This window comes from Synechococcus sp. CB0205 (genome assembly GCF_000179255.1).
Taxonomy (GTDB): Bacteria; Cyanobacteriota; Cyanobacteriia; order PCC-6307; family Cyanobiaceae; genus Vulcanococcus.
Genome location: NZ_ADXM01000056.1, coordinates 1 through 20,039 on the forward strand (window position 1 = coordinate 1; position 20,039 = coordinate 20,039).

Annotated in this window: 26 protein-coding genes, 1 pseudogene and 1 riboswitch; of the genes and pseudogenes, 22 read left to right on the forward strand and 5 right to left on the reverse strand. The window is 62.4% G+C overall.

Annotation, left to right across the window (positions count from 1 at the left end):
- Nucleotides 1-97 precede the first annotated feature (97 nt).
- The gene (locus CB0205_RS0111090) at nt 98-322 is read left to right on the forward strand and encodes a hypothetical protein (protein ID WP_198001934.1); all 225 of its coding nucleotides are present in this window, start codon (nt 98-100) and stop codon (nt 320-322) included.
- On the opposite strand, the gene CB0205_RS0111095 is transcribed toward CB0205_RS0111090, so the two are convergent.
- Nucleotides 323-673: a DUF1651 domain-containing protein gene (locus CB0205_RS0111095; protein ID WP_010317363.1), complete on the reverse strand. Its 351-nt coding sequence runs from the start codon at nt 671-673 to the stop codon at nt 323-325.
- A 40-nt stretch (nt 674-713) separates the two neighbouring features.
- Nucleotides 714-1,247, reverse strand: a complete 534-nt coding sequence (locus CB0205_RS0111100; RefSeq protein ID WP_156797947.1) for a hypothetical protein — start codon at nt 1,245-1,247, stop codon at nt 714-716.
- Between the two features lie 206 nt (nt 1,248-1,453).
- Here CB0205_RS0111100 and CB0205_RS0111105 point away from each other — a divergent pair, with 206 nt between their 5' ends.
- Together CB0205_RS0111105 and CB0205_RS0111110 are read left to right on the forward strand one after the other, a co-directional pair.
- Nucleotides 1,454-1,846 carry a phosphoribosyltransferase gene (locus CB0205_RS0111105; protein ID WP_010317367.1) on the forward strand — a complete coding sequence of 131 codons (393 nt, stop codon included), beginning with the start codon at nt 1,454-1,456 and terminating at the stop codon, nt 1,844-1,846.
- Nucleotides 1,839-2,321: a nucleoside 2-deoxyribosyltransferase gene (locus CB0205_RS0111110; RefSeq protein ID WP_010317369.1), complete on the forward strand. Its 483-nt coding sequence runs from the start codon at nt 1,839-1,841 to the stop codon at nt 2,319-2,321. Before CB0205_RS0111105 ends, CB0205_RS0111110 begins: the two co-directional genes overlap by 8 nt.
- Here CB0205_RS0111110 and CB0205_RS0111115 read toward each other — a convergent pair.
- Entirely contained in the window at nt 2,307-2,507 is a 201-nt protein-coding gene (locus CB0205_RS0111115; RefSeq protein ID WP_010317371.1) for a hypothetical protein, read from the reverse strand. The two genes, CB0205_RS0111110 and CB0205_RS0111115, sit on opposite strands and share 15 nt — an antisense overlap.
- A 302-nt stretch (nt 2,508-2,809) precedes the next feature.
- Between CB0205_RS0111115 and CB0205_RS16400 the strand changes: the two genes are divergently transcribed.
- The 5 genes from CB0205_RS16400 to CB0205_RS14755 all read left to right on the forward strand — a co-directional run bounded on the left by CB0205_RS16400 (nt 2,810) and on the right by CB0205_RS14755 (nt 6,188).
- Nucleotides 2,810-2,980: a hypothetical protein gene (locus CB0205_RS16400; protein WP_010317376.1), complete on the forward strand. Its 171-nt coding sequence runs from the start codon at nt 2,810-2,812 to the stop codon at nt 2,978-2,980.
- A gap of 90 nt (nt 2,981-3,070) precedes the next feature.
- Nucleotides 3,071-3,511 (forward strand): gamma-glutamylcyclotransferase, encoded by a 441-nt coding sequence (locus CB0205_RS15095; RefSeq protein WP_010317378.1) that lies wholly within the window; start codon nt 3,071-3,073, stop codon nt 3,509-3,511.
- A 3-nt stretch (nt 3,512-3,514) separates the two neighbouring features.
- Nucleotides 3,515-4,093: a glutathione S-transferase family protein gene (locus CB0205_RS0111140; protein WP_010317379.1), complete on the forward strand. Its 579-nt coding sequence runs from the start codon at nt 3,515-3,517 to the stop codon at nt 4,091-4,093.
- Nucleotides 4,090-4,740, forward strand: coding sequence for a ligase-associated DNA damage response endonuclease PdeM (pdeM, locus tag CB0205_RS0111145; RefSeq protein ID WP_010317381.1), 651 nt, complete (start codon nt 4,090-4,092; stop codon nt 4,738-4,740). The genes CB0205_RS0111140 and pdeM overlap by 4 nt, the downstream gene beginning before the upstream one ends.
- A gap of 194 nt (nt 4,741-4,934) precedes the next feature.
- On the forward strand, nt 4,935-6,188 hold the full coding sequence (locus CB0205_RS14755; protein WP_010317383.1) for a hypothetical protein: 1,254 nt from the start codon (nt 4,935-4,937) through the stop codon (nt 6,186-6,188).
- Nucleotides 6,189-6,191: 3 nt separating this feature from the next.
- Here CB0205_RS14755 and CB0205_RS0111155 read toward each other — a convergent pair whose 3' ends face one another.
- Nucleotides 6,192-6,656 carry a CBS domain-containing protein gene (locus tag CB0205_RS0111155; RefSeq protein WP_010317385.1) on the reverse strand — a complete coding sequence of 155 codons (465 nt, stop codon included), beginning with the start codon at nt 6,654-6,656 and terminating at the stop codon, nt 6,192-6,194.
- A 76-nt stretch (nt 6,657-6,732) separates the two neighbouring features.
- Between CB0205_RS0111155 and CB0205_RS0111160 the strand changes: the two genes are divergently transcribed.
- A complete protein-coding gene (locus CB0205_RS0111160) occupies nt 6,733-7,269 on the forward strand; it encodes a CDP-alcohol phosphatidyltransferase family protein (RefSeq protein WP_010317387.1) in 537 nt (178 codons plus the stop codon).
- On the opposite strand, the gene CB0205_RS0111165 is transcribed toward CB0205_RS0111160, so the two are convergent.
- Complete coding sequence (locus tag CB0205_RS0111165; protein ID WP_010317390.1) at nt 7,238-8,158, reverse strand: NAD-dependent epimerase/dehydratase family protein; 921 nt, start codon at nt 8,156-8,158, stop codon at nt 7,238-7,240. The genes CB0205_RS0111160 and CB0205_RS0111165 overlap by 32 nt on opposite strands.
- Before the next feature lie 87 nt (nt 8,159-8,245).
- Here CB0205_RS0111165 and CB0205_RS0111175 point away from each other — a divergent pair, with 87 nt between their 5' ends.
- From CB0205_RS0111175 to CB0205_RS0111235, 13 genes and pseudogenes are all read left to right on the forward strand, one after another.
- On the forward strand, nt 8,246-8,941 hold the full coding sequence (locus CB0205_RS0111175) for a Coq4 family protein (protein WP_010317394.1): 696 nt from the start codon (nt 8,246-8,248) through the stop codon (nt 8,939-8,941).
- Nucleotides 8,938-9,126: pseudogene (locus tag CB0205_RS16555) on the forward strand (TIGR02450 family Trp-rich protein); the annotation flags it as partial. The gene CB0205_RS0111175 and the pseudogene CB0205_RS16555, both read left to right, overlap by 4 nt.
- A gap of 33 nt (nt 9,127-9,159) precedes the next feature.
- A complete protein-coding gene (hisA, locus tag CB0205_RS0111180) occupies nt 9,160-9,933 on the forward strand; it encodes a 1-(5-phosphoribosyl)-5-[(5-phosphoribosylamino)methylideneamino]imidazole-4-carboxamide isomerase (protein WP_029626338.1) in 774 nt (257 codons plus the stop codon).
- A 103-nt stretch (nt 9,934-10,036) separates the two neighbouring features.
- Nucleotides 10,037-10,396, forward strand: coding sequence for a transcriptional repressor (locus tag CB0205_RS0111185; RefSeq protein ID WP_083797938.1), 360 nt, complete (start codon nt 10,037-10,039; stop codon nt 10,394-10,396).
- An 80-nt stretch (nt 10,397-10,476) separates the two neighbouring features.
- Nucleotides 10,477-12,090 (forward strand): DUF3685 domain-containing protein, encoded by a 1,614-nt coding sequence (locus tag CB0205_RS0111190; RefSeq protein ID WP_010317399.1) that lies wholly within the window; start codon nt 10,477-10,479, stop codon nt 12,088-12,090.
- Between the two features lie 40 nt (nt 12,091-12,130).
- On the forward strand, nt 12,131-12,697 hold the full coding sequence (locus CB0205_RS0111195; protein ID WP_010317400.1) for a thylakoid membrane photosystem I accumulation factor: 567 nt from the start codon (nt 12,131-12,133) through the stop codon (nt 12,695-12,697).
- Complete coding sequence (gene fumC, locus CB0205_RS0111200; protein WP_010317401.1) at nt 12,694-14,070, forward strand: class II fumarate hydratase; 1,377 nt, start codon at nt 12,694-12,696, stop codon at nt 14,068-14,070. Before CB0205_RS0111195 ends, fumC begins: the two co-directional genes overlap by 4 nt.
- Nucleotides 14,071-14,395: 325 nt before the next feature.
- Nucleotides 14,396-14,494, forward strand: a riboswitch (guanidine-I (ykkC/yxkD leader).
- A gap of 27 nt (nt 14,495-14,521) precedes the next feature.
- Nucleotides 14,522-15,724 (forward strand): agmatinase, encoded by a 1,203-nt coding sequence (gene speB / locus CB0205_RS0111210; RefSeq protein ID WP_010317403.1) that lies wholly within the window; start codon nt 14,522-14,524, stop codon nt 15,722-15,724.
- A gap of 3 nt (nt 15,725-15,727) precedes the next feature.
- On the forward strand, nt 15,728-16,135 hold the full coding sequence (locus tag CB0205_RS0111215; protein ID WP_029626339.1) for a hydrogenase maturation nickel metallochaperone HypA: 408 nt from the start codon (nt 15,728-15,730) through the stop codon (nt 16,133-16,135).
- 4 nt (nt 16,136-16,139) lie between these two features.
- Nucleotides 16,140-16,847 (forward strand): hydrogenase nickel incorporation protein HypB, encoded by a 708-nt coding sequence (hypB, locus tag CB0205_RS14760; RefSeq protein ID WP_010317405.1) that lies wholly within the window; start codon nt 16,140-16,142, stop codon nt 16,845-16,847.
- On the forward strand, nt 16,844-18,202 hold the full coding sequence (gene glnT, locus CB0205_RS0111225) for a type III glutamate--ammonia ligase (protein ID WP_010317406.1): 1,359 nt from the start codon (nt 16,844-16,846) through the stop codon (nt 18,200-18,202). The genes hypB and glnT overlap by 4 nt, the downstream gene beginning before the upstream one ends.
- 35 nt (nt 18,203-18,237) lie before the next feature.
- The gene (locus CB0205_RS0111230; protein WP_029626340.1) at nt 18,238-19,254 is read left to right on the forward strand and encodes an ABC transporter substrate-binding protein; all 1,017 of its coding nucleotides are present in this window, start codon (nt 18,238-18,240) and stop codon (nt 19,252-19,254) included.
- A 74-nt stretch (nt 19,255-19,328) separates the two neighbouring features.
- On the forward strand, nt 19,329-20,039 hold the full coding sequence (locus CB0205_RS0111235) for an ABC transporter permease (protein WP_083797939.1): 711 nt from the start codon (nt 19,329-19,331) through the stop codon (nt 20,037-20,039).

The following is a 20,039-nucleotide window of genomic DNA, read 5'->3' on the forward strand; positions in this document are numbered from 1 at the left end:
CAACGGCAGCCGGGCCTGACACAGCTTGAGCAGGATGAGCATCAGAACTCATTGCCCCAGGGCTGGGCTGGCGCAATAACAAGGCTGGTTCGCGAAGATGCGCATGTCGGTGTCACGCAATCGATCAGCCGCTCGGCACACCCTTGAGCAGCAGATCCAAGCCGAGGCCCTCTCCTCTTGCGATGGCTTTGAACCAGTGAGCCCCAGCCCCTGCGCCGCCGCCATGGCCCGCCCTTCGGCCGCCCAGAGCGGGTTTGGCCAGTGGTGGTCGCTGCTGGTGCGTTGGTGGAAGGGGCTCAAACAGCGCTTCGTCCCGGCCTGATCACCACTGGGCTGGCACCTGAGTCCATCCCTGTCGCAGCAGGTTCTGCCAGAGGCGCACCGCGTTGTAGCGGAGCATTCGGCTGTTGTGAAACGCCTGGATCTGGCCATCGCTGGCCAAGTCGGCATTGACCACCTCACACCACTGGGCGTGGGCCGTCGGGTCGATCGTGGTGATCCGAACCACCTTGCTGCCGCAGGCCGAGCGCAACCAACCTGAACCGGCCCTGCCCTGACGCTTCTGCTCGCGTTTCTCCTGGGCCGCCACCGTCACGACAAAGTCCCGCGGCGATCGAGAGTAGGTGTTCTCACCGATGGTGCAGCTCTGGGCGTGACGCTTCGATGCCCCCACGCAGAGAAGAGAACAGGCCCCCTTGAATCGGGGGTCTTTTTTATGGCGTCGTCGTCCAGCGTCGGCAGATCTTGGCCACCAGCACCTCTCGGGGGTCCTGGGAGTTCAGTTGTCCTTGGCTGATCTTGAACTGCGCCAGGTTCTCGGCCACCCCAGGGATCGAGTCGCGCACGCAATAGGCCGTCACCACCGGGAGTGTCCGACGCGCCCCGTTGGGACCCTCCACGATTGGAGCGAAGCGGGCCACGCGGTAGAGCACGCCGTGCTCCTTCTCGCTCTGGATCAGTGCCTCAGCGGCAGCCAGACGCGCCTGGTCCCCCTCCAGGTCCTTCTGCCAGAAGTCAACGGGGATGCCGTCGCGTTCATTGAAGTCGACGTTTTTCTTGGCCCAGGCGATCTCGGCCTTTAACGACTCGAGATTCACCCGCTGCGCAATGCGTCGGTCCTCCAGTTGAACGCTGCCCTCCTCCACCAACAGACGTTGACCGGAGCTGGTCTTCACCACCAGATCAGGACCGTCATCTCCGCTCTGGCACCCCACCAGGAGCAGCGCCAACAACAGCAGCAGGCGCATCGGGCCCCATCCATCGTCCTTCCCTTGTAGCGGCTGGCATGAAGATTCAGCGGGAATCAGAACCGACGGTCGCAAACCCTGCAAGCTGAGCGGATGAGCCTCACGCACTGCCCCCTCTGCATCGGCCTGGCCGTTCTCTCGATTGGCCGTGCCGCAGCCCATCTCAGTGGGCTATGGCTCATGCTCAGGGGACCAGACACAGCCGCATGCGCACCCTCAGCTGGGCTGACCTTGACCGGGCCCTAGACGCCACGCTGGAGAAGTTTGAGTCGTCGTCTTGGACGGGGGTCTACGGGGTTCCGCGCGGTGGACTGGTCCTGGCGGTCTGCCTGAGCCATCGCCTGGGCCTACCGCTACTGGATCAGCCAGAGGCGGGTTGCCTGGTGGTCGACGACATCTATGAAACCGGGCGCACTGTTGAGCCCTTCCGAAGCCGCACGGACATCACCACCTTGGTCTGGATCAGCAAGGTGGAACCGCAGTGGTGGACCGCCCTCGAGGTGAACGACTCGAGCGAATGGGTGCTCTTCCCCTGGGAGAACGCAGCAGCCGCCAGGGCCGATGAACAGCAGTACCGCGCCTCACGCTCCCATGGCTAAACCAACCCTCTATCTGGCCTCGCCCTACGGCTTCTCGGCCCATTGGCGCTCGCGCTTGCTGCCTGACTTTGTCGGGGCCCTTGAGCAGCTAGGGATCGAGGTCTGGGAGCCGTTCACGCGAAATGGTCAGGTGGATCTCGCGCAGCCGGGCTGGGCCTGGCGCGTCGCCCAGGCGGATCTGCAGGACGTGCGTGATGCCGACGCCCTCCTCGCCATCGTCAACGGCACGCCTCCCGATGAGGGCGTGATCCTGGAACTCGGTGCCGCGATTGCCCTCGGGAAACCTGTTTTTCTTTACCGCGATGACTTCCGGCGCTGCAGCGACTCCGAGGACTATCCCCTGAATCTGATGGTCTTCAGCGGCTTGCCCCAGGAAGGCTGGCAGGACTGGCTCTATGGATCGATCGAGGAGCTCAAGGCCCCGAGTAAAGCGCTCATGCAATGGCTCAGGGGCTGGGCGTCAGGCGAGATCTGAGGAAGCGCCAGCGTCTTTGGCCCTTTGGGCGGCACGCATCGCCACCTCGACGGGGATCGTCCCGTTGGCCTCGAGTCCGCTCAGCTGCTGAACCATCTGACGCCGCTGTTCAGGGGTGAGCTTCAACAGATCGGCGAGGACATTGGGGTTGATGCGTCCCAGTCGCTCCCGAGCCAGCCCATCCATCAGCACCGTTCAATCCAGGCATTCCCTCCTAAGCGAAAGACCAAAAAAGAGAACAGCTTTTTCGGCACGCGTCAGCTCACCCAAACAGAGCGCGACAATGCGGCCCATGAACAACCACCGACCCCTCTCGGCTCTGTTTTTGGCCCTGGTCCTCGCCGTGGTACCCCTCTCAGCGGCCCTATTGATCCACGGACACGCGAATTTTCAAGCCGTCTTCAGCAATGCTTTCGGATAAGAACCTTTGGGTTTGAGTCCACCCGCGAAATCCCTAGCTACCGCCTGAATAGAGACGGTGGCGCCCAATGTTCTTTTACGAGCTAAACGTCACGTTCCCCCAGCGCATCCTGAGGGTTCCGCTGCAGGCAGAGACCCAAGAGCAGGCTTGGCATCTCAGCCGCGACCTCTTTCCTGATCACGACCTGAAGTTGGTACCTCGGCAGCGCAAGAGTGACCCTGAGTTCTGGGCGATCTAGGGGGCGTCCGATCAGGACTTCTCGAGACGACGCACGATTAAAGCCATCGCACCCAAGGAACCAGCCAAGGCAATCAGCAACGCAATCGTCATGGGTGGGACCAACGGGGCTCCTGATTATGTCGGCCTGGTGTTCGTCTACGGGACGCTGAAGCGCGGCGAACGCTCCCATGGCCTTCTGGGCGATGCCGCGTTCGAAGGAACGGCGCTCCTCAGGGGTCTGGAGCTCTACAACCTTGGGCCCTTCCCGATGGCGATCTGCAATCCCCAGGCCAGTCGCCCCATCAGCGGTGAGCTCTACAGCATCACGGCCCAGGAACTGCAGGCGCTGGATCGATTCGAGGGAGTACCCCGGCTCTACCGGCGGGAGCTGCGCCGCCTGACCGATGGTCGCGAGGCCTGGGTCTATCTCGGCAAGCCGCGGCAGGTGCGATTCGCTCCAGTCCTGAGCAACGGTTGCTGGAGCGGATCAGATCAAAACCAACCGACGCCGCTGTCTGCAGCTTCTACGCTCAGGCCGGTTTCCAGCTGATCCATGGCCCTCACCCTGTTCGGCGGCGCCCGCAGCCGCGCCTCCATGCCGCGCTGGTACATGGAAGAACGGGGGATCCCCTACACCTGGCAGCTCCTGGACATGGAGGCCGGGGAACACCGCCAAGAGCCCTTCACCGCCATCAACCCCTTCGCCAAGGTGCCGGCGCTGGTGGATGAGGATCCCAGCCTGCCCGGCGGGCGACTGCAGCTGTTTGAGAGTGGCGCGATCCTCCTCTATCTAGCGGAACGTTTTGGGGGCGAATGCCAAACCGCCGCGGAGCGGGGCCTTGCGCAGCAGTGGGTGCTCTTTGCCAACGCCACCCTGGCCACGGCCCTGTTTGTCCCGTCCAACCGGGAGCGGGAGTTCCCCCGGCTGATGGAAGTGCTCGATCGCAAGCTCGCTAGCGGTCCCCTGATGGGCGGCGACTGGGGCGTTGCCGATTGCGCCGTGAACGCCTACCTGGCCTACCTGCCGATCTTCTTCCCACAGATTGATCTGAGCCCCTACCCGCAGGTTCAAGCCACGATTGCCGCGACCCAACAACGGGCGGCCTACCAACGGGTCATGGGCCAGCGTTGAGCTCCAACGAAACCCTGACCTGGGGCAATAGCCGCCTGGAGTTGCTGCCCCAACGGGCCGCCTGGGATCCAGAGCTCCAGGTCCTTCTGATTGCCGATCTCCATCTCGGCAAGGCCGAGAGCTTTCAGGCGCAGGGGATCCCCTTGCCCAGCGATGGGGATCAGGGGAATCTCAATCGGCTGCTAGAGCTCACGGCCTCGCTTCACCCGCAGCAGGTGCTGGTCCTCGGGGACCTGATCCATAGCCAGCTGGGACTGACCCCTGAACTCCAGGAGAAGCTCGCAGCTCTTCCCGAACTGATGGGGTGCGAGTTGTTCCTGGTCGGAGGGAATCACGATCGCGGCGCCGTCTTTCCCTCGCTGCAGGCCCAACCATCCCTGCAACGCGGCGCCTGGTGGCTGAGCCACGAACCGGAGACGCCTCCGGAGCCTGAGCTGCTCAACATCTGCGGCCACGTGCACCCCGTGGCGGTCCTCGGACAAGGCTCTGATCGGCTGCGGTTGCCCTGTTTTGGCTTGGATTTCAGCCAGCAACGCCTGCTGCTGCCCGCCTTCGGCGAACTCACGGGCGGCCATCCAGCTCCACTGAAGATGCAGCGCTGGGTCATTGCCGAAGACCGGGTTCTGAAACTGCCGGGCGCGAACTAAGCGGTCCCTAGATTGCTGATCTCTGGTCCCTTCATCTGGACACCGCTTCAGCGCCACCGACGAAACAGAAGCGCCCCCATTGGCGACGCAAGCGCTGGATCCCCCTTTGGCTTCCAGCCGGTCTGTTTGCGTTTTTTGTCGCCATCGCGCCGCCCTTGCCCGAGGGCGAGCCGGCCAGAACGGGTTCCTCACGCTTGAGTGCGGTCGGCGGCCAGGCCGAACCCTTCCGCTACCTGCCCGACCAGGACGTCTACGCCCTCGACTTCGACCCGCGCAAGGTCCGCATTGATCTGCTCGAGGGCTGGGACCGGGAGCAGGACGCCTACAACGACTCCTCCGCCCTGGCCTACGTCTCCGGGCCGATGTACGAGCGGCATGTCAACAGCCTGGGCCGGGAGATCACGGTTCCACTGGGGGACCTGAAGTTGGGAGATCAGGTCTGGAGAGGCCGAAACCGAACCGCAGCCCGCCAACGGGCCTTTGTGGGCATTCGCCACGACGGCGGTGCTGATTTCGGCTTTGGCGAACTCACATCCGAGCGGGCCGCTCAGTACGACACCTTCATCGGTGGACTGCACAGCCTCTACAACGATCTTCTGGATCCCCCGCCTGAATACCGCGGCGCCTACAGCGTCTCGATGGGGCAGCAAATCCGCTATTACCTGCCGCGGATTCGGATGGTCATCGGCCTACGCAGCGATGGTCGCCTCGAGGTGCTCATGAGCCGCGATGGTCTGACCCTCGAGCAAACCAAAAGCCTGGCCCGCCAGCGCGGTTTCAAGGCGGCCTACCTGCCCGATCACGCCTCCAAAAGCCGCCTGATCATTCCAGGGGTCAAAGGATTCACCGAGGCCGATGCGAACTGGATCAGCGGTGGAGCCACCAGCTTTGTCCACGTCCCCTACCTGCTGCGACTGAGCTCCCGCGCCATCTCCCTGCGGGGCAATTTGCTGGCCAGCCTCACGCCGCGCCTGGGGCAGCGGGATTGCAGCAACCCGCTGCAATGCGGCCAGAGCTTCGGTGCGCAGCTGGCCGACCGCGCCCTCGCCGGGCTGAACCGTCTGATGGAGCAGGGGGTCGAGCCGGTGGCGCGCCTGATCTGGTCGCCCGCACCCCTGGCCCAACCGCCGGGCAGCGCCAAGCGCGCGCCGCTGCGTGAACCGCCGATCACGGCCGATCCCCTAGCCCTCAGGGAACTTCAGGAGAGCGCAGCCAACAGCACGCTCGAGAACGAACTCACGCCTGAAGCCCCCGACCTACCGCCACCCCTGGTGCTGCTGGATGGTCAGCCCTTGCCCCAGGAGCCTGAGTTCTTAAACGGGGATGCCGATGCACTCGCCCCTGCTGAAGCGATGCCCCCGGGGGACTTCCCCTTCGGGGCACCAACTCCGCCGCCGCTGCTCCCCCCTCGGCCGCTGCCACCGGTGCTGGCGCCGCCACCGCTCTAGGGATCAGGCCGAGGCCAACGCCCGCACGACATCGCCTCGGGTCAAGACCCCGACCGGGCGCCGCTGCTCATCGAGCACAAACAGCCGCTGCGTGCCCTTTTCATGCAGCAAGCGGGCCGCCTCCGGCAGCAGGGTGTCGCCACTGCAGGTGTGGGGGGCTTGGCTCATCACCTCGCCAACGCTGTTGCCGAGCACCTGATGCACCTGCTTGTCCCACTGCAGCGGGTTGCGCAGATAGATCACGGCGTCGAGCAGCATCACGTAAGGGCCGGCATCAAAGCCGCTCTCACGCACCATCAGGTCCTGCTCGGTCAGCTCGCCCACCAGCGCACCGGCGGCATCCACGACGGGCAGACCACTGATGTGGTGATCGCTCATCACCTGCACCGCGTTCTGGAGGGGCGTCTCGCGACCAACGCTGCGAATGGGCGTGGTCATCACTTCGGAGACCCGGCGTTCAACGACCATGACTGCGCTGCGGATGCCGTCATTGTGGCCGCTCCGTCAGGCGGAAGAATGAACCGCAACGCTTGGTCGGAAAGCCATGCCGAACTCCAGCCTCAGCCGGCAGCTTGCCGATGGCCTGACCATCGCCCGCGCCGTCATCGGTCTGCCCCTGATCCTGGCGCTGGTGCAGGGCAACGGCTGGTTGGCCTGGTGGTTGCTGCTGCTCGGGGGCCTCAGCGATGCCGCCGACGGCTGGCTGGCCAGACGCGCCGGGGGCGGCTCGGTCTGGGGGGCCCGTCTGGACCCACTCACCGACAAGATCCTGATCCTGGCGCCCCTGCTCTGGCTAGGCGCTGCAGGTTCCCTGCCCCTCTGGGCGATCTGGCTCCTGCTCGCCCGTGAACTGCTGATCTCCGGCTGGCGCGCTGGGCAAGGCAGCGGAGGACCTGCCTCCTGGGGCGGCAAGGCCAAAACCATCCTTCAATTCGCCGCCCTCTTACTGCTGCTCTGGCCCGGTGGGGGAGCAGCCCCGCTCCAGCTGTTGGGTTTCTGGTTGTTCTGGCCCTCCCTGGCGCTGGCCCTGAGCTCAGCCTGGGGCTACATCACAGAGCCAGCAGCTGATCGTCGGAGCTGAAATCAGGGCTGGTGGGCATCCGCTTGGCGTAGTCGTTGCTGTAGCTGTCAGCGAGGGAGCGCTCGACGTCGTACTGGGGTGTCCAGGCCAGCTCGCGCTGGACCCGATGGATATCGGTCAGGAAATGGGCCATCCGCAGGGGGAAGGCCTTGCGGGCCTTTTTGTCCAGACTGCTGGGGTCAAAGCTGCGGATCTCAACGGAGGCAGGATCCTTGCCGCACGCACGCGCGGCCGCCGCCACCAGACCGCGGAAGCTGATGCCCTGGGCACTCGAGCAGTTGTAGATCCGATTTGCTGCGGCATCGACGCCAATGCTCAGGGCCATCGCCGTGGCGAGGTCGTTGACATGGCCCAACTGGGTGATCGTGCTGCCGTCGCCGGGAAGGGGCACTGGACGGCCATGGACGATCCGATCGAAGAACCAGCTCTCGACAGGGTTGTAGTTGCCCGCACCAACGATGTAGGTGGGCCGGAAGCTGGTGAAGGGGATCTTCTCGGCCGTCAGCCAGGCCTCGGTGTCGAGCTTGCCGCTGTGACGACTCTCGGGATCGGTCGGGGAGTTCTCCGTCAGGGGCCAGAGGGCGCTGTCCGCATAGACACCGGCGGAGCTGACGTAGACAAAGCGATGGCTCGGGGCCCCTGTCACCTCCACAACCGAGCGGCTGTCCGTCACGGTGCGGCCAGAACTATCGACGATCACATCAAATTGACGACCGGCCAGAGCCGATAGGCCCTCAGCCGTACTGCGGTCGCCACAGAGGTGCTCAACGCCAGCGGGAACTGGGTTCTTGCCGCGGGTGAACAGGGTGAGTGCATGGCCCGCGTCCTGAAGCTGTTGCACCAGGGGACGTCCCACAAAACGGGTTCCGCCCATCACCAGGATCTTCATCGCAGCAGCCCACAGGTCTGACCATTCAAAACGCTGGGCACGTCCTTGAAGCCCTCTGCAAACTGAGGGTTCTGACGGGCAGAGGCCATGGGCCGCTTCAACGAGGTTCTGCGCTCCCTCAACAACCTCAAGTTGCTGGCCGCCGTGGGCCGCAGTGGCGGTGAGCTGAGCAACATCGCCGATCTGGTGGACAACTTCCTTGGCAGCCCCCAGATGGAGGACTGCATCAGGCGCTTCCGCGCACTTCCCGGAGGGGCCGCACTGATGGACGGCCGCTACCCGCCGCTGCAACCACAGATCGAGGCGCTCGAAGCGCTGCCGGCCGGAAGCCTGGGACGGGAGTACGCCCGCTTGATTCGCCAGCTGGGCTACGACCCGGAATTCTTTCGGCCCAGGCCGATCGAGAGCGACGGCCAATGGCTGACGCAACGTATTGCGACCACCCACGACATCCACCACGTCATCAGCGGCTTTGGCACCGAACGGGCAGGGGAGACAGGGGTGCTGGCGATCACGGCGGCGCAGATCGGCTTTCCCGCCTATGTCCTGCTCACCAGCGCCAGCCAACTGGCGAACTTCCGCTTCAAGCTCGAGGAGTTCGAAAGCATCAGCGCCGCCGCCGCCCATGGCTCGGCCATCGCTCACCAGGCCCAGTGCCTGGCCATCGCCCGCTGGGAGGAAGGCTGGGAGAAACCCATCAACCAGTGGCGCCAGGAACTGGGAATCCAGGATCCTGCAGACAACGCCCCCTACGGCCTGGCCCTGCAGCTCTGCCAGGGATGAAGTGGCCGCAGCAGTGGACCGCCCAGGCCAACGTCCTTGGTCAGACGCGGGGCTATCGCCACTTTCGTGTTCTCGGGGAGTCCGGCAAGGGGAAGGAGCGACGACTGGCGCTTGAAGCCGTACTGAATCGGGCGTTCCGCCTCGAGGTACCGCTGGTGCAACTGCGGGATCGCAGCCTCTGGCAGCCTGGCTGGCAGTCCTTGAGCCGACCGGCCTCCATGCAGATCATCCCCGCCATCGACCTGCTGGATGGCCATTGCGTTCGGCTGCATCAGGGTGATTACGGCCAGGTCACCCGCTTCAACGATGACCCGGTGGCGCAGGCCCTCGATTGGCAGCGGCAGGGGGCGCAACGGCTGCACCTGGTCGATCTCGATGGGGCCAAAACCGGTCAACCGGTCAATGACCAGGCGGTCAAGGCCATCACCTCAGCCCTCTCGATTCCCGTCCAGTTGGGCGGCGGTGTCCGCAGTGCCGAGCGGGCCGAGGAACTGCTGCAGTGCGGCCTCGATCGGGTAATCCTCGGCACCGTGGCGATCGAAAAGCCTGAGCTGGTCAAAGAACTCGCCAGCCGTCACCCGGGCAAGGTCGTGGTGGGAATCGATGCCAAAGACGGCCTAGTGGCCACCCGTGGCTGGATCGAAACCAGCACCGTCCAAGCCACCGAATTGGCCAAGAGTTTTGATGGCAGCGGCGTCGCCGCGATCATCAGCACCGACATCGCCACCGATGGGACCTTGGCCGGGCCGAACATCGACGCCCTGCGCGCCATGGCCGAGGCCAGCAGCATCCCAGTGATTGCCTCGGGCGGGATCGGCACCCTCGAGGACATTCTCTCGCTGCTCTCCATTGCACCCCTGGGGGTGAGCGGCGTCATCGTCGGCCGCGCGCTCTATGACGGCACGGTGGATCTCGCCGAAGCCCTGCAGGCAATCGGTCCAGAGCGGCTCCAAGACGCACTCAATCCGCCTACGGGTTCTATAACGGTGTAAGAGACCTATTTGGGTCGTGGCTGCTTCCTCAGCACCCAACAACGCATCGGCCGGCGGGACCCACGGGGTGGATCTCGCCTATTCCCGCTGCAAAGACCTGGGAATGCGGCTCTCACGCCAGCGTCGGATGGTGCTCGAGCTGCTCTGGGACGAGCGGGATCACCTCAGTGCCCGCGACATCTTTGAGCGGCTCAACGCCAAGGGCCGCAACATCGGCCATACCTCCGTCTACCAAAACCTTGAAGCGCTCCAAAGCGCAGGGGTGATCGAGTGTCTTGATCGCGCCAATGGACGGCTCTACGGCTACCGCAGCGATCCCCACAGCCACATCACCTGCCTCGAGTCCGGTGCCATCCAGGATCTGGATGTGGAATTACCCGCCGATCTGCTCGATCGCATTGAAGAGCAAACCGGCTATCGGATTGAGAGCTACACGCTCAATCTCAGCGGACGGCGGCGCTAAGTGCGCCAGAGCCTTGAGCAGCACTGGAAACTGCGTCAATCCCCGTTAACTTGAACGCCAACAAGGCTCAACCCTGATCCGTGCCCGAGGCGAAGGACGCACCTCCGATCCTGATCCTGGCGGAGCCCCTGATTCAGGCGGGCCTGGAGCGGTTGCTGGAGGAGTCGTTCCAGCTCAAAGCAGCCAGCGACCCAGACAAGGGAGCCATCGCCCTGGTGATCTGGAGCATCAGTGCTGGCATGCCTGCGGCCACGCTGGAGCGGGAACTCGCCCAGCTACGCGATCGCTGGCAACCGGCGCCGCTGCTGCTGCTCCTACCGGCGGAATCCGACCTACCCAGCAGCTGGCTGCTGCAGTTGCCGGCTGAAGGTCTGCTGCAACAGGCGGAGCCCCAGGAGATCCGCGCCGCCGTTGACACCCTGCTGACGGGCGGACGGGTGGTGGAACTGCGGCCACTGCGCGGGATCGACCAACCCGAGCAGAGCCGGGAGGCCCTGGGCCTTGGCCAGTGGCTGCTGCGCAGTGGCCTGGCTCAAATCGAAGCGGAGGCGCTGCGCTGCCGCCGCTGGCTCGACCTCCAGCCGGTGGGCCTGAATGCCCTCCTGTTAGCGGGTCGGCTCCGGGAACTGGCCCTGGCCAAACGGCTGCTGCTTTGGCTCTGGGGGCCCATCAGCATGGCCTTCCCGTCTGAGGCGCCGCTGCAGCGCCCGGAGCCTCAGGCCGTCGTTGGCATCACCCTGCGGGAGCGCACCGCCATCGGTGTCTGGGAGGCCATCCAAGAGCGGTTGATCACGGCCGCCTCCACCGGTCTCAGCAACCAAAGCGGTCAGCTGATGGCCCTGGAGGGACTGAACACAGACCACCGCCGCGATCTGCTGCTCGCCCTGCTGGCCCAGTTCGATCTCCTGATCACCCGCTTCCGCCACGAGCAGCTGCGCGGTGTGGCTCTGGAAGAGCGTTGGCTTGGGCAGCAACCGGAATTGCGTCGCCTCTCCATGCGGGCCATGGCCGGTGAATACGTCCAACTACCGCTTGAGGGGGGCCTGCTTCCCGTCGCCCAGAGCCTGAGTGAGGCCAGTGACCTCACCGCGGTGGATCCAGAACTGCCGGCTGCTCTGCCGATGCTCGCGGCCCTGGTCTGCGCCCAACCGATCCTGGTGGACGGCCGCCTGTTGGCCCCCGATGAACCCCAGGCGCTGCTCCACCTGGAGGCACTGATCAGCAACTGGCTGATTCGCACGGCGGAACTGATCAGCGCCGAAATCCTCGCCAGCTGCAGCACCTGGCCTGATCTGCGCCGCTACCTCCTGCGCAGTGATCTCCTGCCCACACGGAACCTGGAGCGACTGCGCAACCAGCTGAACTCCCAGCAACGCTGGGACAGCCTGTTTGAGAGGCCCGTCCAGCTCTACGAAAGCCGCCGCTTGCTCTATGGACTCAAGCAAGGCGCCATCGTTCCGATCGAGCACATGGAACCCCGGGACCGGGAGTTGCAGCAGCTCAGCTGGGGCCAGCAACTGATCACCCTCGTGCTGGAGGGTCGCGATGCCCTTGCCCCCCAGGTCCAGGCCCTGTTCAGGCGACTCGGGGATCTGGTGGTGGTGCTGCTGACCCAGGTGATTGGTCGGGCCATTGGCCTGGTCGGCCGCGGAATCCTCCAGGGCATGGGCCGCAGCATCGGCCGCGGTTCCTGACCTGCTGAAGGCCAGAATGGCCGCAGCTTTCCCTGCGTTGATGCCCCGCACCCTGGCCCGGCTGCTGAAGCCCCTTGCAGCGCTGGCCCTCTGCTTGGTTCTGGTGCTGGGCCTCGCCGCACCAAGCCAGGCCGCGCGGGACACCAACAGCTACGACGGCAATATCTACGCGCTCTACGCGGGCAACGGCTCCCTGGTGCCGCCGCGAAGCACCCTCTCGCAGGCCTTGGAGGAGCACCGGGTGATCATCCTGGGCTTCTTCCTCGATGACAGCGCCGCCAGCAAGCAGTACGCCGTCGTCTTCAACGAACTGCAGCGCCTCTGGGGCCGCAGCGCTGAGTTGATCCTGCTGCAGACCGACCCCCTGCAGAACCGGGAGACCCACGGCGCCATTGACCCCGCCAGCTACTGGAAGGGCCAAATCCCCCAGGTCGTGGTGCTCGACCGCGAGGGCAAGGTGGTCCTCGATGAAAGCGGGCCCGTGAGCATCGACGCCATCAACGAAGCGCTGAGCGGCATCACCGGGCTCCGTCCCCAGGGTGATACGAAGCTCAGCCTCAACCGCGAGGTCAACGAACTCAACAGCGAAATCGTCGCCGCCCCATGAGTCAGCGCCAAGAGACCGACAGCCTCGGGGTCATCGCCGTTCCCGCGGAGCACTACTGGGGCGCCCAGACCCAGCGCTCAATAGGGAACTTCCCCTTCGGCCAGCGCATGCCCCTTGCGATCGTGCATGCCTTTGGTCAGCTCAAGGCGGCCTGCGCTGAGGCGAATCGCGATCTCGGCAAGCTGGATGCGGACCTCTGCGGCGCCATCGTGTCCGCCGCCGAGAAGGTGGCCGCCGGAGATCTGGATCAGGAGTTCCCGCTGAAGGTCTGGCAGACCGGCTCGGGCACCCAGAGCAACATGAACGCCAACGAGGTCATCGCCAACAAGGCGATCGAGGCCCTCGGCGGTGAACTGGGAAGCAAGAGCCCAGTGCACCCCAACGACCACGTCAACCTGAGCCAATCGAGCAACGACACCTTCCCGGCGGCGATGCACATCGCCGTGGTGATCGAACTGGAGCAACGGCTCCTGCCCGCGGTTGAGGGCCTGGCGGCAGCCCTGCAGGCCAAGGCCACGGCCTACGCCGATCTGGTCAAGATCGGCCGCACCCATCTGCAAGATGCGGTGCCCCTGAGCCTGGGCCAGGAATTCAGCGGCTACGTCGCCCAGCTGCAGCTGGCGATTGAAGCCATCCGCCAGAGCCTGCCGCGGGTGCGAGAGCTTGCCATCGGTGGCACCGCCGTGGGCACCGGCCTCAATGCCCCGAAGGGCTTTGGCGAGGCGGTCGCGGCGCGGCTCACGGAGCGGCTTGGAACCGCCTTCAGCAGCGCCCCCAACAAGTTCCAGGCCTTGGCGGGCCATGAGGCCCTGGCCTTAAGCCATGGCGCCCTGACGGTGCTGGCGGGGTCGTTGATGAAGATCGCCAATGACATCCGCTGGCTCGGCAGCGGCCCACGCTGCGGCCTAGGAGAACTGGTCCTGCCGGAAAACGAGCCGGGCAGCTCGATCATGCCGGGCAAGGTCAACCCCACCCAGTGCGAGAGCCTGACGATGGTGGCGGCCCAGGTAATGGGCAACAACACCGCCGTTCAAATCGGCGCCAGCCAGGGCAACTTTGAGCTGAATGTCTTCAAGCCCCTGATCGCCCACAACGTGCTCGAGAGCATCGAGCTGCTGGCGGGCGGCTGCACCAGCTTCCGCGAGCACTGCATCGAGGGCCTCAAGGCCAATGAACAGCGAATCGAGCGGCTTCTGAATCAGAGCCTGATGCTTGTGACGGCCCTGACCCCCGCCATCGGCTACGACCGCGCCAGCGGCATTGCCAAACATGCCCATAAGCACGGTCTGAGCCTCAAGGAAGCCGCGCTGGTCCTCGGCGAGATCAGCGCCGAGGAGTTCGACCGATGGGTGCGGCCTGAGCGGATGGTTTGAACGGTTTGGTGGCAAGCGCTACCAGCAACAGGCCACTGGATCGATACGTTCCACTCACGCCGTCACTCAGTCAATTCACACGGCGTGAAATTGCAATGCATTCCCTCCTGCTCGCCATGAGCCTGGGTCTTGGCACCTGCCTGCTTGGAGCAATTCCAGCCCAAGCACATCCTGACCATGGGCAGACAGAGCAACAGAGCGCTCAGAAGCAGGGCTCTGTTGAGCAGAACCACCACCATTACCACTAAACACCACGCAGAGCGAGCTCGAATCGGTAACGACGACCACCGATGAATCTGAGGCTCTGCCGAACCATTGAACTGCGGATAAGGAGTTCTAGGGTTCCGGCCTTTTTCAGGGTGTCTGGTCCAAGAGTTCTCCACCGGCCACGGCCGGCACACGGAGGGATAAAAGCCCGGGAGACCGCAGCCACTCCACGCTCTCCCGAATCATGAACACAACGTCGGACGCCTCTGGCGCCTTTGATCGGCCGCAGGCAGGCAAACAAGACACGGAAGGCCAAAGGGCGCTAGAGAAAGAAAGAGCCCTGCCGCTCACAGGCTGGCAGCAGGAAGTTGACCAAGCCCATCGCTTCGGCTTGGAAGCGGCTGAAAGCATCGTGGACCGAAGGATTTCCACGTTTTCAAGAGGTGAGCTGCCCCATTACGCAGGGATTAACACCTTCATGAAGGCTCCCTACATCGAAGACGTCAACAGAGTTGGCGAATTCGATGTAGCGATCGTTGGAGTACCGCATGACAGCGGGACGACGTACCGGCCTGGAACACGATTTGGCCCACAGGGGATCCGACGAATCTCAGCTCTTTACACCCCATACAACTACGAGATGGGCGTGGACCTCAGAGAGCAGATCAAACTCTGTGATGTGGGCGACATCTTCACCATTCCCGCGAACAACGAAAAGAGCTTCGATCAGATTTCCAAAGGCATCGCTCACATTTTTGCCAGTGGCGCTTTCCCAATCATTCTGGGTGGCGATCACTCAATCGGTTTCCCCACAGTGCGTGGCGTTTGCCGGCATCTGGGCGACAAGAAGGTTGGCATCATCCATTTTGATCGCCATGTCGATACACAGGAAATCGATCTGGATGAGAGGATGCATACTTGCCCCTGGTTCCATGCAACCAACATGGCCAATGCACCAGCCAAGAACCTGGTGCAACTGGGGATCGGCGGCTGGCAGGTGCCTCGCGAAGGGGTGAAGATATGCCGCGAACGGGGCACCAATGTGCTCACCGTGACGGATATTTGCGAAATGGGGCTCGAAGCGGCCGCCCAATTCGCAATCGATCGAGCCACAGACGGTACCGATTGCGTGTACATCTCATTCGATATCGACTGCATCGATGCCGGTTTCGTTCCAGGCACAGGTTGGCCCGAACCAGGCGGGCTATTGCCGAGAGAAGCACTGAAATTGCTTGAACTGATTGTGCGTCAGGTCCCAGTCTGTGGATTGGAGCTAGTGGAGGTTTCTCCCCCCTATGACATCAGCGATATGACGTCACTAATGGCCTGTCGCGTGATCTGCGACACCATGGCCCATCTGGTTGTCAGCGGACAACTGCCACGCAAGCAGAAGCCTGAGTGGATCAGCGATGAGTGCAACATGAACGTCGACCAGAAGTGGAGGTGAGGCATGCATGAAGTTGATATGACCAAATGCCTCGTGCTGTCGATGAATGAATGGCGAGAGCAACATCAACCTGAGCAGCCCAAGGTCAGCAAAGTCCACCTGCAAGTGGGTGATTTTACCTGTGTCGAACCCGATCAACTGGTCACAACCTGGGCCGCAGCAGTTCATCAGAGCTGGTTGCATGGCGCTCAACTGGTGATCGAGACCGTACCGCTGGTGGGTCGCTGCGTGAAATGCGAAAGCACCTATTCACCAGACTCCAACCAGGCCTATCGCTCACCCTGCTGCCACCACCCGATGGAGGAGATCGTGAGCGGCCGGGAGCTTCGTATTCGCTCTGTGGACTACACCCTCAGCGAGCCCAACAACACCACATCTGAACACCTTCTCACCACCGCCAGCGTGGCCTGAACCGATGCACATGCCCCTCGAAGACACTCTGGGTCTCAATCTCCTGGCCGCCAACCAACATCAAGCTGAACACAACCGCGAGCATTTCGATGCCTGGAAGCTGCTCTGTCTCAATGTGATGAGCAGCCCAGGTGCCGGCAAAACATCCCTATTGGAACGCACCCTGGCGTGCCTTTCAAACCAGCTCAAGATGGCTGTTCTGGAAGGCGATATGACCACCCAACTCGATGCCGACCGCCTTGAGGCCGTGGGAATTCCCGTGGTGCCCATCACAACCGGTCGGGCCTGCCATCTCGATGCGGCGATGGTGAGCGGTGGCCTGAAACTGCTGCGACAACGTCTGCACCCCTCAAGTCTGGATGTGCTCTGGGTTGAGAACGTCGGCAATCTGGTCTGCCCGGCAGAGTTCGAAGTTGGAGAGCACCGCAAGGTTGCACTGCTGAGTGTCACCGAGGGTGAGGACAAACCCTTGAAGTACCCGGTGATGTTCCGCGAAGCGGACTGCGTGCTGATCACCAAAACAGATCTGCTGCCGTACCTCCCGGTTCAGATCGAGGCGATCGAAGCGAACATCCGTGCCGTCAACCCTCGCTGTGCCATCCACCGGGTCTCGGCCAGTCGTGGCGATGGGCTGGAGAGCTGGCATCAGTGGCTTCACGCGCAGCGTCACCAGGTGGTTGGGCCCATCAGCCAAACCCTGGTGAGGGCATGAGTGGTCACAACAGCGATGCAGCGCAAGCGCTAGCCAGAGAATTCAGCCAGCAAGGGGTGCGCTACGCACTGGCGAGCTACGTGGATCTGCATGGGATCTGCAAAGCCAAAGCCGTACCACTCAGCCACTTGGGGCCCATGCTTCAGGGATCTGAACTGTTCACAGGCGCTGCCCTCGATGGCGTGCCACAGGACGTGAGCGATGACGAAGTGGCAGCGGTTCCAGACCCCGCAAGCGCCACAGTCCTCCCCTGGCATCCAGAGCTGGTGTGGATGGCCAGTGATCTGCATCTTCGTGGCCAACCGTTTGAAGCCTGCAGCCGGAACATCCTGAATCGTGTTCAGCGTGAGGCTGCGGCAATGGGCCTGCAGTTCAACCTCGGGGTTGAAACCGAATTCTTTGTACTGCGCCGTGATGAACAGGGCCGAGCCGTACCCCTCAGTACGCGTGACACGCTCGACAAACCTGCCTATGACGTTCGCAGCCTCCTGGACAATTTGCCATGGCTCGATGAGCTGGTGAGTGCGATGAATCAGCTCGGCTGGGGTGTCTACTCCTTCGACCACGAGGATGGACCTGGTCAGTTTGAGATTGACTTCGACTATGCCGATGTTGTCACGATGGCTGATCGGCTGACGTTCTTCAAACTGATGGCAAAGGAGATCGCCCACAAACATGGGCTGATCGCCACCTTCATGCCCAAACCCTTCGCCGACCGCACCGGCAGTGGGGCGCACTTCAACATGTCTCTAGCGGATCTAGACACCGGTAGAAATCTGTTTGAAACAGATGACAAGGCGCCTGGTCAGGTGAGTGAAATCGCTCACCACTTCATGGCCGGCGTCCTGCGGCATGCAGCAGCCATCTGTGCCGTGATTGCCCCCACCGTGAACAGCTACAAGCGCCTTGTGGCGCAGGGGAGCATGTCGGGATTTACGTGGGCACCGGTTTTTATCTGCTACGGCAACAACAACAGAACCAACATGCTGAGGATTCCTTCAGCAGGTGGAAGGGTGGAATGCCGCGCAGCAGACATCTCTTGCAACCCGTATCTAGGCGCAGCATTGATGCTCGCTGCAGGCTTGCAAGGCATCCGAGAACGGTTGGATCCCGGCCCAGCCAATCTTGTCAATGCGTACACCCTCACGCCTCAACAAAGGGACGAACGAGGAATCAAGAATCTCCCTAGAACTCTAGGCGAAGCGATTGATGCGTTCGCGGCAGATCCACTCTCCAGAACCGTATTCGGTGATGCCATGTTTGATGCGTATGTGGCTTACAAAACAGAGGAGTGGGAGGCTTACCACTCAGCCGTTTCCGATTGGGAGCACAAACGCTATCTGGAGTTCTTCTAAGCAACACCTGCTGGCACAACCCAACAATCCAAACAATGACCAAACAAACGCCTTCTCACACAACCACCCGCCGTCGCGCAGCGCTGCTGGCGTTGATCACCTCTCTTGGTGCAGGTCTTTTGACGGCCTGCCAGAACCCAGCCAGCAACAGCACGGCCATTCGAATCGGCTACAGCGCCTGGCCCGGCTGGTTTCCCTGGGCAGTCACGGAAGCCAAAGGCCTGTTCACAGGTGTAGCTTCACAGGCCAAGATGCAGTGGTTTGATGGCTACCTCGACAGCATCAATGCTCTCAACGCTGGCCAGCTCGATTGCAATAGCCAGACCCTGAACGACACGATCAGCTCGATTGCTGGCGGTGCTGATTTGCAGGTGGTTCTCCAGAACGACTACTCCACTGGCAATGATCAGATCGTTGTTGCAGATGGCATCAACGCAGTCGCTGATCTCAAAGGCAAGAAGGTTGCGGCCGAAGAAGGAACTGTTGACCACTACCTACTGTTAAAGGTGTTGAAGGATGGTGGATTAAAGCCATCTGATATCACCTTCGTACCCCTCGAAACAGGCGCCGCAGCTGCAGCGTTCGCAGCTGGTCAGGTGGACGCAGCAGGCGTTTACGCACCGTTCACGACACAGGCACTCAAACGTACCGGCAGTAAGGCGCTCACCACCTCCCGCGAACACCCAGGGGCCATTAGTGATTTGCTGGTGTGCCGGCGTGAGTTCGTTGAGAAGAATCCCGAGGCCATTCAAGAGGTTGTGAATGCATGGTTCGCCACCTTGAAGCTGATGAAAGATGATCCTGCGACAACCTTACCGATCCTGGTGCAGCGCTCTGGGGTCTCTGAGCAGGAATTCAAGGAGTACGACGCCGGGACAACGATCCAAAGCCTGAGCGAAAACCAGACCAACTTCAAGCCAGGCAACACGATGACCTCGCTGCCCTACGCAGCAGAGCAGATCAGCAATTTCCTGGTGGAGGTGGGCCTAGCCACCAAAAAGCCAGATCTAAGCACCTTGTTGAATTCCACATTCGTGGATAACGCCAAGTAAGCGCTGGGATTTGCATCGTGTCTGTGCTCCAACGCCTGATTCGACACCCTTGGGCCCTTGGGCTCACGGGGATCATGGTTGTGCTGCTGCTTTGGTACGCAATCACAGCCAGCGGAAGCGTGAACAAACTGTTTCTGCCTTCGCCCCAGGCGGTCTGGAGCGCAGGCCAACAACAATGGTCGAGCGGGATCCTGTTAAAGGATGCCATCGCCAGTATTCAGAGGGTGTTCATCGGCTTTGCCATGTCAGCCGGACTGGCACTCCCACTGGGCATCCTGATGGGAACCAACCCGGTGATCTGCCGACTGCTGGAACCACTCATGGGCCTTATCCGCTACATGCCGGCACCAGCATTCATCCCTCTATTAATTATTTACTTTGGCCTTGATGAACTACCCAAGGTTCTGTTGATATTCATCGGCACCTTCTTTTTCAATACGTTGATGATCATGGACTCGGTCAAGTTCGTACCACGCGAACTGGTGGAAACAGCGATGACGCTCGGCGGCCGCACCATGCCAATCCTCACCCGTGTGGTTGCCCCTTTCATCGCACCTCAGGTCCTGGATGCATACCGAATCAACATGGCCTCAGCTTGGAATCTAGTAATCGTTGCAGAGCTTGTTGCAGCAACAGAAGGCCTGGGAAAACGCATCAGCCTGGCCCAGAGGTTTCTTAGAACAGATGAAATTTTTATGGGTCTGATTGTGATCGGCCTGATTGGCCTCGTCATTGATTTGGGCTTCCGCGCTCTTATGCGCCGGGCCTGTTCCTGGGCCAACTGA